At 72.7% G+C, this 14,785-nt stretch carries 16 protein-coding genes; 4 read left to right on the top strand and 12 right to left on the bottom strand.

Translation table 11 applies throughout. The features are described 5' to 3' along the window. Positions 1-245: 245 nt before the first annotated feature. Both SCATT_RS28035 and SCATT_RS28030 read left to right on the top strand, forming a co-directional pair. Positions 246-1,007: an SDR family oxidoreductase gene (locus tag SCATT_RS28035; RefSeq protein WP_014152053.1), complete on the top strand. Its 762-nt coding sequence runs from the start codon at positions 246-248 to the stop codon at positions 1,005-1,007. Between the two features lie 126 nt (positions 1,008-1,133). Then, entirely contained in the window at positions 1,134-1,601 is a 468-nt protein-coding gene (locus SCATT_RS28030) for a Pycsar system effector family protein (protein ID WP_014152054.1), read from the top strand. Between the two features lie 100 nt (positions 1,602-1,701). Here SCATT_RS28030 and SCATT_RS28025 read toward each other — a convergent pair whose 3' ends face one another. The 5 genes from SCATT_RS28025 to SCATT_RS28005 all read right to left on the bottom strand — a co-directional run bounded on the left by SCATT_RS28025 (position 1,702) and on the right by SCATT_RS28005 (position 5,971). Continuing rightward, entirely contained in the window at positions 1,702-2,493 is a 792-nt protein-coding gene (locus SCATT_RS28025) for an ABC transporter permease (protein ID WP_014152055.1), read from the bottom strand. Then, positions 2,490-3,461: a daunorubicin resistance protein DrrA family ABC transporter ATP-binding protein gene (locus tag SCATT_RS28020; protein ID WP_014152056.1), complete on the bottom strand. Its 972-nt coding sequence runs from the start codon at positions 3,459-3,461 to the stop codon at positions 2,490-2,492. The genes SCATT_RS28025 and SCATT_RS28020 overlap by 4 nt, the downstream gene beginning before the upstream one ends. 74 nt (positions 3,462-3,535) lie before the next feature. Further along, the gene (locus tag SCATT_RS28015) at positions 3,536-4,378 is read right to left on the bottom strand and encodes a DUF4097 family beta strand repeat-containing protein (protein WP_014152057.1); all 843 of its coding nucleotides are present in this window, start codon (positions 4,376-4,378) and stop codon (positions 3,536-3,538) included. An 85-nt stretch (positions 4,379-4,463) separates the two neighbouring features. After that, positions 4,464-4,982: a hypothetical protein gene (locus SCATT_RS28010; RefSeq protein ID WP_014152058.1), complete on the bottom strand. Its 519-nt coding sequence runs from the start codon at positions 4,980-4,982 to the stop codon at positions 4,464-4,466. A gap of 269 nt (positions 4,983-5,251) precedes the next feature. Beyond that, positions 5,252-5,971 carry a TioE family transcriptional regulator gene (locus tag SCATT_RS28005; RefSeq protein WP_014152059.1) on the bottom strand — a complete coding sequence of 240 codons (720 nt, stop codon included), beginning with the start codon at positions 5,969-5,971 and terminating at the stop codon, positions 5,252-5,254. A 58-nt stretch (positions 5,972-6,029) separates the two neighbouring features. Between SCATT_RS28005 and SCATT_RS28000 the strand changes: the two genes are divergently transcribed. Continuing rightward, a complete protein-coding gene (locus SCATT_RS28000) occupies positions 6,030-7,259 on the top strand; it encodes an erythromycin esterase family protein (protein ID WP_014152060.1) in 1,230 nt (409 codons plus the stop codon). 100 nt (positions 7,260-7,359) lie between these two features. Further along, on the top strand, positions 7,360-8,004 hold the full coding sequence (locus tag SCATT_RS27995; protein WP_014152061.1) for a GntR family transcriptional regulator: 645 nt from the start codon (positions 7,360-7,362) through the stop codon (positions 8,002-8,004). A gap of 22 nt (positions 8,005-8,026) precedes the next feature. On the opposite strand, the gene SCATT_RS27990 is transcribed toward SCATT_RS27995, so the two are convergent. The 7 genes from SCATT_RS27990 to SCATT_RS27960 form a co-directional block, all read right to left on the bottom strand. Beyond that, positions 8,027-8,728, bottom strand: a complete 702-nt coding sequence (locus SCATT_RS27990; RefSeq protein WP_014152062.1) for a molybdate ABC transporter substrate-binding protein — start codon at positions 8,726-8,728, stop codon at positions 8,027-8,029. 55 nt (positions 8,729-8,783) lie between these two features. After that, entirely contained in the window at positions 8,784-9,410 is a 627-nt protein-coding gene (gene otnC, locus SCATT_RS27985; protein ID WP_014152063.1) for a 3-oxo-tetronate 4-phosphate decarboxylase, read from the bottom strand. Next, on the bottom strand, positions 9,407-10,672 hold the full coding sequence (gene otnK / locus SCATT_RS27980; RefSeq protein WP_014152064.1) for a 3-oxo-tetronate kinase: 1,266 nt from the start codon (positions 10,670-10,672) through the stop codon (positions 9,407-9,409). The genes otnC and otnK overlap by 4 nt, the downstream gene beginning before the upstream one ends. Positions 10,673-10,715: 43 nt before the next feature. Then, on the bottom strand, positions 10,716-12,116 hold the full coding sequence (locus tag SCATT_RS27975) for a GntT/GntP/DsdX family permease (RefSeq protein ID WP_014152065.1): 1,401 nt from the start codon (positions 12,114-12,116) through the stop codon (positions 10,716-10,718). 99 nt (positions 12,117-12,215) lie between these two features. Then, on the bottom strand, positions 12,216-12,866 hold the full coding sequence (locus SCATT_RS27970) for a hypothetical protein (protein ID WP_014152066.1): 651 nt from the start codon (positions 12,864-12,866) through the stop codon (positions 12,216-12,218). Continuing rightward, positions 12,863-13,651, bottom strand: coding sequence for a hydroxypyruvate isomerase family protein (locus tag SCATT_RS27965; RefSeq protein ID WP_014152067.1), 789 nt, complete (start codon positions 13,649-13,651; stop codon positions 12,863-12,865). Before SCATT_RS27965 ends, SCATT_RS27970 begins: the two co-directional genes overlap by 4 nt. Then, the gene (locus SCATT_RS27960) at positions 13,648-14,634 is read right to left on the bottom strand and encodes a phosphoglycerate dehydrogenase (RefSeq protein WP_014152068.1); all 987 of its coding nucleotides are present in this window, start codon (positions 14,632-14,634) and stop codon (positions 13,648-13,650) included. The genes SCATT_RS27965 and SCATT_RS27960 overlap by 4 nt, the downstream gene beginning before the upstream one ends. Between the last annotated feature and the right edge of the window lie 151 nt (positions 14,635-14,785).

The following is a 14,785-nucleotide window of genomic DNA, read 5'->3' as shown; positions in this document are numbered from 1 at the left end:
CCGGGGAACGCGGCGAGACTGAAGACATCGCCGTACCGGACCGGGGCCGAGGACGGCGACACCGAAGACCACGCCGGTCGCCGACGGGACCGGCGTCCCGCCCACGGACCGCTCGGCACGGCCGCCGTACGACCACGTACCGCGCCCGGGCCGATCCACACCGTGAAACCCCGGCACGACACCGAAGACCCGCGCCGACCGCACCGTCGGCTCGCCGCTGTCGACGCCCTGAGCAGGAGCAATCAATGGACATCAGCAACCGCACCGTCTTCATCGCGGGCGGCACCTCAGGGATCGGCCGGGAGCTCGCCCGCCGGTTCGCCGCGGCCGGCAGCACGGTCGTCGTCGGGGGCCGCCGCACCGACCTGCTCGACGAACTCGCGGCGGAGGGGTTCGCCACCGTCCCCGTCGACGTGACCGACCAGGACGGCGTCGACCGGGCCCGCGACACGGTGCTGGCCGGTCACCCGGGCCTCGACACGATCGTGACGATGTCCGGGGTCATGCTCCTGGAGGACCTCCGCGACCCCGCGCACTTCGACACCGCGCGGAAGACGGTCGACACCAACCTCCTGGGCACCATCCGCGTCATCGACGCCTTCACCCCGCACCTGATCGGACGCGGCACCGGCACCATCGTCACGGTCACCTCGGGGATCGGGTTCCTGCCGTTCCCGCCCATGCCGACCTACGCCGCCACCAAGGCCGGGGTGCACGCCTACAGTGAGGCGCTGCGCGCACAACTGGACGGCACCGGCGTCGAGGTGTGCGAACTCGTCCCCCCGGCCGTCGCCACCACCGGGGAGCAGGCCCGGCTCAACCCGAAGGCGCTGGACCTGGACGCGTTCGCCACCGAGGTGATGGACCTGCTCGGCAGCGACCCCACGCCGCGCGAGGTCCTCGTCAAGGGTGTGCTGACGCACCGGTGGGCCGAACGCGACGGCACCTACGACGCGTTGGTCGCCCAGCGGTCGCAGGCGCTCGCGATGCTCCCGAGCCGCCGGTAGGCCACCGCCTGCCCGCCGTTACCGCCCGCCGTTCCGGCGAAACCACGGAAACCGCGCGGCCCGCCGTGGTGTGCTGGACGTCAGCGGAGACCACGGCGGGCCGACGAGGCGGGAGTTGACGAGGCGATGGCGGTCATCACACCGGAACCGGGTCGGGACGGGGCACCGGAGCGGATCGCCGCGGCGGCCGTGGCGATACAAAGTGACCTGGCGCGTGCCGAAGGCAAGGCGAGCCTGTTGCTCGCGTTGGCCGGAGCGGCCCTGGCGGCGCTGGTGTCGGTGGCCACCAGCCGGCGTCTGCCGGTCCCCGTCGCGGTGCCCGGATACCTCGGCGGGGCCGCCCTGCTGGCCGCCGTCGTGATCCTGCTGCTCGCGGTCCGCCCGGACCTCAAGGGCACCGGCTGGACGGCCTGGCCCCGGCTCAGCGGCGACCAGTTGCGTGGACGTCTGGCGTCCGGGTACGAGGTGGAGCTCCTGAGGTTCATGGCCGCCCTCGCCACGCGCAAGTTCCGGCTCATCCGGGCCGCGGTCGACTGCGTCCTCGTCGGGCTGGGGCTGCTGGCCCTCGCGGCGGTGCTCGCCGCGTTCGGCTGAGGACGCTGTCGTGCCCGGCGAAGCCGACGCCGGCGGCGTACGCCGGCGTGGTGCCGGGGTACGCCGCCCTCGGGCGGGACGCGGTGCGCCGGTGTGGTGGCTACTTCTGGTCGCGGTTGAACTGTGCCTTCGACCACCGGTAGCCGAGTACCGTCAGGCCCAGGCACCAGACGACGGCGATCCACCAGTTGTCACCGATGTGCGTGCCGAGGAGGAGGCCGCGCAGGGTCTCGATGGCGGGGGTGAACGGCTGGTACTCGGCGATCGGCTGGAACCAGCCGGGCATCGCGTGGACCGGGACGAAGGCGCTGGAGATCAGCGGCAGGATGATCAGCGGCATCGCGTTGTTGCTCGCCGCCTCCGCGTTGGGGCTGACCATGCCCATCCCGACGGCGATCCAGGTGAGCGCCAGGGCGAAGAGCGCGAGCAGTCCGAACGCCGCGAGCCAGTCGAGCACGGTGGCGTTCGTGGTGCGGAACCCGATGGCCACGCCGACGGCGCCGACGAGCACCACGCTGATCAGCGCCTGCACCACGCTGCCGACGACGTGCCCGATGAGCACCGAGCCGCGGTGGATCGCCATCGTACGGAAGCGGGCGACGATGCCCTCGGTCATGTCGTTGGAGACGGACACCGCGGTGCCGACGGTGGTGCCGCCGATGGTCATCAGCAGGATGCCCGGGACGAGGTACGCGATGTACGCGGAGCGCCCGGTGCCGCCGCCCGCCATGCCGGAGCTCATCACGTCGCCGAAGATGTAGACGAACAGCAGCAACAGCATGATCGGCGTCAGCAGGAGGTTCAAGGTCATCGACGGGTAGCGGCGGGCGTGCAGGAGGTTGCGCCGCAGCATGGTGGACGAGTCGCGGACGGCGAGGGCGAGGGAGCTCATCGGGCGGTCTCCATGGGTCGGTTCGGCCGGCCGGAGCCGGTCAGGGCGAAGAAGACGTCGTCGAGGTCGGGGGTGTGCACGGTCAGCTCGTCCGCCTCGATGCCGCTGGAGTCCAGCCGGTCGAGGATGGCGCGCAGCTCGCGCTGGCTGCCGTCGCTGGGGATCTGGAGCGCCAGCGCCTCGTCCTGGCGGGCGGCCCCGCGCAGGGCCCCGGCGGCCGACCGGTAGGCCGCCGGGTCGGAGAAGCGGAGCCGGACGTGGCCGCCGGGGACGAGCCGCTTCAGCTCATCGGCGGTGCCCTCCGCGGCGATCCCGCCGTCGTTGAGCACGGCGATCCGGTCGGCGAGTTCGTCGGCCTCCTCCAGGTACTGGGTGGTGAGGAAGACGGTGACGCCGTCGGAGACGAGTTCGCGGATGATCTGCCACATGTTGTGACGGGAGCGCGGGTCGAGACCGGTGGTCGGTTCGTCGAGGAAGATGATCCGCGGGTCGCCGACCAGGGTCATGGCGATGTCCAGGCGGCGCTTCATGCCGCCGGAGTAGCTCTGGGCGGGCTTGCGGGCGGCGTCGACGAGGTCGAACCGTTCCAGCAGCCGGGCGGTGACGCGCCGCCCCTCGCGCCTGGACAGGTGGTGCAGGTCGGCCATGAGGAGCATGTTCTCCTCGCCGGTGATCAGCCCGTCCACGGCGGAGAACTGGCCGGTGACGCCGATCGCGGCGCGCACCCCGTCCGGGGAGGTGGCCACGTCGTGGCCGGCGACCTGGGCCCGCCCGCCGTCGGCGGTGACGAGCGTGGACAGGATCTTCACGGTGGTGGTCTTGCCGGCGCCGTTGGGTCCGAGCAGCGCGAACACGGACCCGGCCGGGATGCGCAGATCGATGCCGTCGAGCACGGTCTTGTCGCCGTACGACTTGCGCAGTCCGACGGCGGAGACGGCGAAGGGTGAGTCATGGTTAGTCGTGGACATGACAGAACTCCGCATGGATCCTCCCGGGGGAAGGTTGACGTGATGAGGTGAGGTGGGGCCGGGCTCTCGCGGTGTCAGACCTTGGCGCGGAGGACGTCGATGTTGCCGTACCGGGTACGGGCGCGGATCGTGACGGTCTCCTCGGTCTCCTCCGGGGACCCGGACGAGGTGAGCGTGTTGCGTACCTGGCCGGCGCCCGAGCTGACGTCGAGCCAGGCGGCCGTCCCCTCCCGGACCCCGACCTCGATGGCGCCGTAGGAGGTCTCCAACTGGACGGTGCCGCGCGCCACTTCACCCACGCGCAGGGTGCCGTGCGCGGTGGTGGCGGTGACCGAGGCGGCGGCGCGCCGGATCTCGATGTCGCCGTTGGCGCCGCTCACCCGCAGCTCGTCGGTGGCGGCCTCCACGGTGGTGGTGCCGTGCGAGTTCTTCAGGACGGCGGGGCCGTCGAGGAGGCCGGCGCGCAGGCTGCCGGAGCTGGTGGTGATCTCGGCCGTGCCCTCCACCCGGTCCACGGTGATCGAGCCGTGCGACGCCTTCAGGTGCAGCGGACCGGTGGTGTCCAGGCGGACGTCGCCGGAGGAGGTCTTGACGCGGACCTTGCCGAGCCGGCCCTCGCTGTACACCTGGGTCCAGGCGCCGGTGGTGTCGACGCGCGATCCGGTGGGCAGTTCGACCGTCACGTCGACGACACCGGTGCGGCCGAACAGATTGGGCTTGGGCGTCCGGACGGTCAGGGTGCCGCCCGCGTACGTGACCTCGGTCTGGTCGGCCGTGCGCACGTCCAGTTCCCTCTTCGGGTCGCGGGGCCGCACGTCGACGAGGGTGTCGAGGCGGTCGTCCGCGGCGAACCGGATGGAACCGGCCTCCACGTGCGCGGTGACCGAGATCGCTTCGGGGGTGTCGAAAGAAGGCATGGCTGTCCCGTCCTCTTGGGTCTTCAGGGCGTCCCCGCTGGTGGGACGTGGGGTGGGTGAGGTGGTGCGGGGGCTGGGCGCGCGGCTACCGCACCCAGCCGGTGATGCTCTGCCCGATGGCCTGGGTCCTCTCCGGCGTACGCGGCCGGGTGCCGCCGTCGACCGCGTTGGCCACGGCGCGGACCAGCCAGGCGTTGACCGACAGGCCCTCGCGGTTCGCGGCGTCCTCGGCGCGGGCCTTGAGGTGGACCGGCAGGCGCAGGCTGACCCGCGCGGTGCCGCCCTCGTCGCCGTCGGCCGGCGCCTGCGCCACAAGGGGTTCGACGGGCGCGGCCGGCTCGGCGTGGACGCCACCGTCGGCGGGCGGCAGCGTCACCACGAAGTCGGGGTCCAGCCCGCGCAGCCGTACGTCGACCGAGCCGGGGGCGAGTTCACGGGTGATCTCGTCCATCGCGGCGGAGAGCACGTTGAGCATGGTCAGCCGGGTCGCCGACTCCAGCGGAGCGGTGAGCCTCTCGGCCAGCTCACGGGTGTGTTCCCCGCCGGCTTCGGCGGCCACCGCCAGTTCGCGGCGGAGGGTCTCGACATACGGGGTGAGGTCCATGGCTTCATCATGACGCCATAGTGACGTCATGCGCAAGTCCGGAGTGGTGTCAGATAGCGGCCTTCTCGGCGAGGGCCGCTCTGACCTGGGGAAACGTGAGGATGGTGATCCGGGACATGGTGACGCCGCCGGTGCGTGGCGGCTGTGGCGGCATGTGGTGATGCCGTGTGGCGTCACGTGACGTCATCCGGCGTCATGTGGCGGCACCCGGCAACCGGCACCCGGCGCCCGTGGTCGTTCGGCGTGGTGCCGGGCGGCCCGCCGAAGCGTCATCCGCGCTCGCGCAGGTACGCCTCCAGTTCCGCCGCCCCGGTCAGCATCGACCGCGCGCGGGCGGAGAGCCGGCGGTGCCAGTCGCGGAGCGCGGCCTCCAGCGGTTCCAGGCCGCCGGCCGCGCGTACCTGGGCGATCAGCGGGGCGATCTGCTCCAACAGGTAACCGCCGCGCCGCAGTTGGTGGGTGAGCCGGGCGTCCCGTACGTCGGACTCGGCGTAGACGCGGTAGCCGGTGCGCGGATCGCGGCGCGGACGCACCAGCCCGGAGCGTTCCCACTTGCGCAGTGTCGCGGGCCGGACACCGAGGTTCTTCGCCAGCGGGCCGATGAACGTGCCGCCGGACCCGGGCTCGGGCGCCGTGGCCGGATCGAGGTCGCGCAGGGCGTTCTCCACGGCCTGGAGGGTTCGCCGGTCGTCGAGGAGTTGGGCGTGGCTGCCGTCGATGAGCCGGAACGCCTCGTCGTCCGCGCCGTCGTTCACGGCCCGCATGACCGCCGCCGCCGTCCGGTGGCCGTGGCCGGGCACCAGGGCGAGGAACGCGCGCAGGGCGGCGGCGTGCAGCGAGGTGTAGGCGCGGTAGCCGCTCGGTGTGCGCTCGGCGGCCGGAAGGATGCCGGCCTCCTCGTAGTTCCTGACCGCCTGCGTCGACAGACCGTGACCGCGCGCCAGATCGACGGGCCTGAGTCGTTGACTCCTTTGAAGGTTTCGTCCCACGATCCCGACACTATCGCGGGAAAGTTTCCACTGAAGGTTCAACGATACCGTTGAAGCCATGGCGACCGACATCGCACACACCCATGCCGTCGAAGCTGCCGCCGTCATCGGGCTGCTTCCGTCCCGGCCCCGCGTCCTCGCCCTGGGCGAGCCGACCCACGGCGAGGAGACCCTGCTCGGCATGCGCAACGAACTCTTCCGGCGACTCGTCGAGGAGGAGGGCTACCGGACGATCGCGATCGAGAGCGACTGCGTGGCGGGGATGGCCGTGGACGACTACGTCACCTCGGGCACCGGCAGCCTCGACGACGTCATGGAGCACGGGTTCAGCCACGGCTGGGGCGCCTTCCCGGCCAACCGGGAGCTGGTGCGCTGGATGCGTGCCCACAACGAGGGCCGGCCCGCGTCCGAACGGGTCCGCTTCGCCGGCTTCGACGGCCCGCTGGAGATCACCCACGCCGCGAGCCCCCGGCCGGTCCTCACCGCGCTCCACGGCTACCTCGCGGCCCACGTCGACGCCGGCCTGCTCCCCTGCACCGCCGAAACGCTCGACCGCCTGATCGGCGCCGACGACCGGTGGACCGACCCCGACGCGATGACGGACCCGGCCCGCTCGGTGGGACGGTCCGCCGAGGCCGGACAACTGCGGCTGCTCGCCGACGACCTGGTGGCGCTGCTCGACGCGCGGGCACCGCACCTGCGCACGGTGACCTCACCGGACGACTGGGACCGGGTGCGCCGGTACGGGCGTACCGCCACCGGCCTGCTGCGCTACCACCACGCGATGGCCGACACCACACCGGCCCGCATGACCCGGCTGTGCGCGCTGCGGGACCTGATGATGGCCCACGACATCCTCGCCCTCGCCGAGCGGGGCCCGGTGCTCCTCCACGCCCACAACTCCCATCTCCAGCGGGAGGAGAGCACCATGCGGATGTGGCAGGGGACGGTGGCGTGGTGGAGCGCCGGTGCCCTGGTCGGCGCGGAACTCGGCGCGGAATACGCCTTCGTGGCCACGGCCCTGGGCACGATCCGTCACCAGGGGGTGGACACGCCGCCGCCGGACACCCTCGAAGGACTGTTGTACGCGCTCCCGGAGGACCGCTGCCTGGTCGACACCGCGCGCCTGGCCGCCGCCCTCGGCGACACACCGCCGGCGCCCCGGGTGTCCCCGTGGTTCGGCTACGCCCCGCTCGACCCGGCCCACCTGACGGGGATCGACGGGCTCGTCTTCGTCAAGGACACCCGGCGGAGCGAGGCCGGGAACGCCGATGAGGGCGACCGGTAACCGTACAGGATGTGCGGCGATCGTGTATGATCGAGGGCCGAATCCGAGGAGGACCGTGTCACCCAGGCCCCGTTCCACACGCGAACCCATCGCCGACCGTATGTACAACGTGCTGCTCCAGCAGTTGTTCCAGGGGGAGCGCGTCGCGGGGTCACCGCTCAACATCGGTGCCCTCTCCCGCGAACTCGACGTCAGCCAGACCCCGTTGCGCGAGGCGCTGGCACGGCTGGAGCACACCGGGCTCGTCCAGCGGGAAGCCCTCAAGGGATACCGGGTGGCCGACGCGCTGTCGGCCCGTGAGGTCGGCAAGCTCTTCGACGCGCGGCTCGTCCTGGAACCCGCGCTCACCCTGGAGGCCGGGCTCCGGACGACACCGGAGTTCCTGGACACCCTCCGCGAGGCGGTCGAGGAGCTGGACGCGTCGGCGGCCGGCGCGGACACCGGGCCGGAGGGGTTCCAGCACTACTGGACCTCCGACGACGCCTTCCACCGCCTCATCGCCACCCAGAGCGACAACGCCTTCCTGGAGCAGGCGTTCCTCTCGCTCGGCGGCCACATGCACCGGTTCCGGCTGTTCACCAAGCGCGGCCACACCGGCGCCGCACACGCCGTCGAGGAGCACCGGGCGATCTGCGACGCGCTGGAGCGGCGCCAGGCGGAGCGAGCCTCGGAGCTGATGCGTCGTCACCTGTCCAACGCCAAGGCCCGCATCCTCGATGCCAAGGGCGCGGTCCGGACCGCCTGAGCCGTCCGGACCGCGGCACGGTTCACATCACTTCGAGGTGGGTGCGGCGGTAGGCGGCGGCGGCCCGGTCCCCGCTGAGATGGGTGAGGAGCGCCCGGGCGCCAGGATCGGACGACGCCGCCGCGCTCAGCGCGACGGAGAACTCGGTGTGGTGCTGCACCTCGTCCGGGAGCGGGGCGACGATCTCGGCCTCCGGCACGAAGAGCAGTTCGCTCATCTGCTGGATCGCGATGTCGGCACGGCCGTCCACGACCGCCTCGGCCGTGAACCCCTTGTCGATCACGGTCGCCCGGGAGTTGACCTCCTCGGCGATGCCCAGGTCCTCCAGCAGCCGCGCGAAGTAGATGCCGCTCGCGCCGGTGCGCGAGTAGGCGACGCTGCGGGCCGCGCGCAGCGCCGAGACGAACGCGGCCCGGGTGCTGACGTCCGGGTGCGGCGCGCCCGGCGGCACGGCGAGGCCGACCCCGGTCCGGGCGACGGCGGTACGGGTCGCGGGGTCGATGACGCCACGCTCGGCGAGCGGGGCCAGGGACCCGGTGACGGCGACCAGCACGTCGAACGCCTCGCCCGCCTCGATCCGGCGCAGGAGCGGGACGGTCGGGTCGAAGACAGCGGTGACCGGCGTGCCGGACGCGGCCTCGAACGCGTCGAGGAGGCCGTCGTCGTACGCCTTGCGCACGGCGAGCGCGCTGAACAGGGTGAGGGAACGGGCGGTGGTGGTCATGGTGTGCCGGATCGCCTTCCGGGTCGAGGGGCGGGGGAGTGGGAGATGGTGCCGGTCACAACGGCGGTGCCAGCGCGGCGCGTTGGGCGTCCGTCAGCGGCCGGGTGCGCAGGCCGCGCAGCAGGAGGAAGAGCTTCGCCGTCTCCTCCAGTTCCTCGACGGCGTCCATCGCCTCCGTCGGACCGCGGCCCGCGACGACCGGGCCGTGGTTGCGCAGCAGCAGTGCGCGATGCCGCCGTGCGGTCTCCTCGACCACCGCCCCCAACCGGCGGTCCCCGGGCGCGTGGTAGGGAAGCATGGGCAGGCGTCCGATCCGCATCGCGAAGTACGCGGTCAGCGGCGGCAGCACGTCCCGCTCGTCGATGCCGGCGAGGCAGGAGACCGCCACCGCGTGGGTGGAGTGGGTGTGGACGACCGCGCCGTCGGCGGGGCGGACCCGCAGGACGGCGGCGTGCAGGAACGCCTCCTTGGAGGGGCTGGGCCCGGCGAGGTGGCGGCCGTCCTCGTCCACCAGCGACAGCTGGTCCGCCGTGACGGTGCCCAGGCTGGACCCCGTCGGTGTCACCAGGATGCCGTCCGCGGTGCGCAGGGACAGGTTGCCGGTGCTGCCGTGGGTCAGGCCACGGGAGTACAACGAACGTGCCGCCGCGATCAATTGGGCGCGCGGCTCGGCGGGGCTCACGCGTCCGCCTCCGCCGCCGACGCGGTCAGCAGCAGCTCCCGGTCACCGAAGTTCCCCGACTTCAGCAGGATGGCCGGCCCCGACGCCGGGTGGATCCACGGAACCCCGCGCGCGGCCTCGGCGCCCACCTCACCGCCTCCGATCCCGAGCGCCGCCACCACCGCGCCGGACGTCTCACCACCGGCGACCACCAGCCGTTCCACCCCGCGCGCGGCCAGCCCGACGGCGATCCGGCCCATCGCCTCCTCCAGGATCCGGGCCGAGCGGCCGACACCGAGCACCTCCTGCACGGCACGCAACTCGTCCGGGCGGCGGGAGGCGTGGATCAGCGCTCCGGCGGCGTCCACCGTGTCGTACCACCGCAGGGCCCGGTCGGCGAGCGCGTCCGGATCCGGCTCGGCCAGCGGGTCGAGCAGGTGGACGGGGCGGCCCGCGGCACGCACGGCGTCGATCTGCTCCAGGGTGCGGCGCGAACAGCTGCCGGCCAGCACGGCACCCCGGCCACGTGGCGGGGCGACGGGCCCCGGCCCGTCCGGACGACCGGGCAGGCCCCGCTCGGCCCGCACCGCGCCGAGCGCACCGGCGAGACCGGCGGCACCCGCCACCAGCGGGGCGTCGGCCACCGCGCGGGCGATCCGCAGCAGGTCGCCGTCGTCCAGCGCGTCCGCGAAGACGTAACGGGCCCGCCCCGCGAGTTGGCCGAGCGCTGCCTTGATGCGTTCCGGCCCCGCCACGACCGTCTCGTGGCCGAGGACGACGCTGCCGGGGCACGCGGTCTGCGCGTCCATGAGCCGGGGGAGCAGCGAGTCGGTCATGGGCGTCAACGGGTGGTGGCGCATGGGGGATTCGGCCAGCAACTGGTCGTGGACGAAGAGGTGGCCCCGGTACTGGGTGCGCCCGTGCTCGGGGGAGGCGGGGGTGGTGACCACCGGCCCGGCCCCGGTGAGGTCGCCCAACGCGTCGAGGACCGGGCCGATGTTGCCGTGCGGTGTCGAGTCGAACGTGGAGCAGTACTTGAAGTACAGCTGGGTGGCTCCGGCGGCCGTGAGGTGACGGGCGGCGGCCAGGCTGTCGCGTACGGCGTCCGCCGCCGGGGCCGTGCGGGTCCTGAGGGTGACGACCACGGCGTCGGCGGCGGGCCCCTGCCCTGCTACGGGTCCGTCCGGGAGGCCGAAACACAACAGCGTCCGCAGACCCTGGCGCCGGAAGGCGGCGGCGGCGTCCGTGCCGCCGGTGACGTCGTCGGCTATCACACCGATCATGGGATGACGGTTCCTTCGGTGATTGACGGTGGTTGACGGGTGATTACCGGATGAGGGCGGATGCGGCGAGCACGCATCCGAAACCCAGCACCGAGACGGTGGACTCGATGACGGTGAAGGACGCGAACATCTCCCCGAGCGACATCCCGAAACTCTCCTTGACCTGCCAGGACGCCGCGTTGTTGATGTGCGGGAAGATGATCGAGCCGCAGCCGAGGGCCAGCACGACCAGCGCCGGATGGACCCCCGGCGTGGTGGCGACCGCCGGCGCGACGATCCCCGAGGCGGTGATGATGGCGACCGTCGCGGAGCCGACCGCCAGCCGGATCAGCACCGCGACGAGCCACGCCAGCACGAGCGGGGAGATCCCGAGCGTATGCGTGGCGTGGGCGATGGCCTTCCCGATCCCGCAGTCCACCATCACCTTGCTGAGCGCGCCGCCGCCACCGATGATCAGCAGGATCGGCGCGATGGCCGCGATGCCCTCCGCCACCTGGGAGTTGAGCCGACCACCACCGGTGCCACGCGCCCAGCCGAGGCCCACCATCGCGACGAGGACGGCGATCAGCAACGCCACGACGGGCTGACCGGCGAACACCACCACGGAGGCCCACGCCCCGGACCGGTGCGTGACCGTCACCACCGACTGCGTCACGACCAGCGCCAGCGGCAGCACCACCGGCACGATCGCCCATGTCAGAGGCGGCGGAGTGCGCTCGTCACGGGAGAGAGTGAACTGCTCGACGAGCCTTCGCGGCGGTACCGGGAACATCCTGCGCGCCATCGGCCCGGCGAAGACCTGGCCCGCCACCACCATCGTGATCACCGCGATCGGCACACCGAAGCCCACGACGGCACCGATGTCGGTGTGCAGGGCGCTCGCCGCGGCCGTCGGCCCGGGATGCGGCGGTACGAGCGCGTGCACCGAGGCGACCGTTCCCAACGCCGGGACGCCGACGAGCAGATAGGGCGAGGTCTTCCGCCCCTTCGGATCGCGGCCCTCGCCGTCGAGCATCGTGGTCTCCACCTGCCGGGCGATGCCGAACAGCAGCGGCAGCAGCACCGCCAGCGCCACCTCGAAGAAGAGCGGCAGGGCCACGATGAAGGCGAGCAGGCTCACCATCCACGGAATGCCGCGCAGCGTGCGGCCACGGGTCAGCACCTCCGCGAGCCGCCTGGTCGCCCCCGACTCGGCGAGGACGGTGCCGAGGACCGTCCCCAGCACCAGGATCAGCCCGGTGCTGCCGAGCGTCCCTCCCGCGCCGCCGGTCACCGAATCGATGAGCGCCGCGGGCTTCTCACCCGCGACGAGCCCGATCCCGAGCGACCCGATGACCAGGGCGAGGAACGGATGGACCTTGAGTGGTGTCGTGATCATCACGATCACGGCGATGATGCCGATGACGCCGGTGGCGAGCAGGCCGGCCTCGGATGTCGCGACCACACTGAACCTCTCTGTTCGGGGGCCGGCGGGGATGTGTCGACCGCACCCGTTCGGAAGACGCGCCCGGAGCGCGGGACAACGGAAAGGACGAGCGCGGGGTCAGTACCCCAGCGCCGAACGCAGGGCGTCCGCGGCGCTCACCGGGCCGGACACCACGGGCACACCGAGGGCCGCCGCGAGGCCGCGAGCCGCCGGAGCCAGCGAGAACTGGGCGAGGAAGACCGCGCCGACCCCGTCCATCACCTCCGCGCAGCCCTCGGCGAGCGCGGCGACCAGCCCCGGCACGTCCCGCGGACCCACCGCGCCCGGCACGGCCACCCCGCGCACGTCGGTGGCGGAACCGGAACGACGCAGCGCCTGCCGCAGCCGAGCCGCCGAGTCGTCCCTCGCCCCCGCGAAGGACGCCACGACCAGCACCCGCCCGAAGCGTCGCGCGCACAACTCGTCGAAGGCCGCCTGATCCGGCGCGAGGACCGGCACCCCGACCGCCGCACGCCGCGCGACGGCACCGTAGAGCGAACAGGTCAGCAGGACACCGTCGGCACCACCGCGGACGGCGTACTCGACGAGGCGCTCCATCCTGGCGTACAGGTCGCCGTCCGGCCCGCCGCGCTCGTCCGCGTCCGCCAGCAGACGGTCGTCCAGCAGGTTCCACACCACCGCCGCCGGGAAGCGCTCGCGCAACGCCTCCGCCGCCGGGGCGATCGCCGCCGGAACCGCGCTGATCAGCGCGATGCGCGGGGCGCTCACTCCGCCACCGTCCGCATCCAGCCCAGGCCCGCCACGGTCCCGGCGGCGGGCGCGTACTCGCACCCGATCCAGCCGTCGTAGCCGGACGCGCGAACGGCGGCGAACACACCACGCCACCCGATCTCCCCCGTGCCCGGCTCGTGACGGTACGGCGGATCGGCGACCTGGAGGTGGAACACACGGTCCGCGAACCGCCGGTAGGTGCGGATCAGATCGCCCTCGTCGACCTGGAGGTGGTAGAAGTCCAGCAACAGCCCGACCCGGTCCGCGCCGACCGCCTCGGCCACCGCCGCCGCCTGGGCCTGCGAGTCGAGGACGAACCCCGGGACGTCCCGCTTGTTCTGCGCTTCGAGGACGAGGCGGACCCCGGTGCCGTCCGCCCGTTCCGCCGCCCACGCGATGTTGGCGACATACCGGGCGAACGCCTCGTCGCGGCCGACGCCCGGCGGCACCACACCACCGACGACGTGCAACAGACCGCAGCCGAGCGCGTCCGCGTACTCCAGACCGCGCTCGACCCCCGCGCGGAACTCCGACTCCAGACCCGGTACGCAGGCCAGCCCCGCCCGGGTGGGCGTCCCGGGCGCGCCCATCGGCGTGTTGATCAGCACCTGGGTCAGCCCCGCGTCACCCAGCCGCCGCCGCAGCTCGGCCGGTTCGTGCGCGTACGGGGAGGCGTACTCGACGCCGCTGAACCCGGCCGCCGCCGCCGCGTCGAAGCGGGCTTCGAACTCCACCTCGGTGAACAGCCACTTGAGGTTCGCGGCGAAACGCATCTCCGTCATGCCGTCTTCCCCCGCTCAACGGAGGTACGGTGCCCGGCGAACCCGGGGTTGACGACCGTGCCGGGGATGCCGCCGGCCAGGACCTCCACCACCGAGCGGGCGGCCAGCATGCCGGACCGGGCCCGCGATTCCCTGGTGGCCGCCCCGATGTGCGCGGTCACCAGCACGTTGTCGAACGCGCGCAGCCGGTGACCGCTCGGCAGCGGCTCCGTCTCCACGGTGTCCAGCGCGGCGCCGGCCAGTCTTCCGGAGGCGAGCGCGTCGGCGAGCGCCTCCTCGTCGACGATGCCGCCCCGCGCCGCGTTGACGAGGTAGGCGCCGGGCTTCATCCGGGCGAAGGCACCGGCGTCGATGAGGTGACGCGTCGAGGGGGTCAGCGACAGGTGCAGGGTGACGACGTCGGACGAGGCGAGCAACTGCTCCAGTGACAACAGCCGGACCCCGTTGGCCTCCGCGAACCCCCGGTCCGCGACGGGGTCATGAGCCACCACGTCCATACCGATCCCCCGGGCCATGGCGGCCACCCGGCGTCCGATCGCCCCGAAGCCGACCACACCGAGAACGGCCCCCGCCAACTCCCGCCCGCCGCCTTGCTCCCAGCGTCCCGCGCGGACGGCGGCGACATTCTGCGGGATCGCCCGGGCGGCACTCAACAACAGACCGATCGTGTGCTCGGCCACCGACTGCCCGTTCACCCCCGGCGTGGTACACACCGCGACCCCCCGGGCGGTCGCCGCCTCCACATCGACGTTGTCGTATCCGGCCCCGGTCCGGCAGATCACCCTCAACTGCGGCGCCCCAGCGAGCACTTCCGCGTCGAACCGATCCGTCCCCGCGATCACCGCGTCACATCCGGCGACCGCCTCCCGATCCCTGGACGACCCGTGGGCGACCGAGAACCCCGCGTCGAGAAGGTACCGGTGGACCTCGTCGCCGGGGCGGAGCCATGTGGTCGTCACCAGTACGTGTTGTGTGTCAGTCAACGCGGGGTTCTCCTTGTCGGTCGGAGGGTGAGGGGCAGTGCTCGGGTGAGTAGGAAAATAGTATAGGAATGCTCGCGATAGTCCAGAGGGTGGAGGTGACGGGATCGCGGGGACCAGCGCCCAGGCGTGCACCCCGGGCAGGCGCGGTCCC

It is taken from the genome of Streptantibioticus cattleyicolor NRRL 8057 = DSM 46488 (assembly GCF_000240165.1).
GTDB classification, from domain to species: Bacteria; Actinomycetota; Actinomycetes; order Streptomycetales; family Streptomycetaceae; genus Streptantibioticus; species Streptantibioticus cattleyicolor.
The sequence above is the reverse complement of the archived record's forward strand: the minus strand, read 5'-3'. Positions and strand labels throughout refer to the sequence as shown.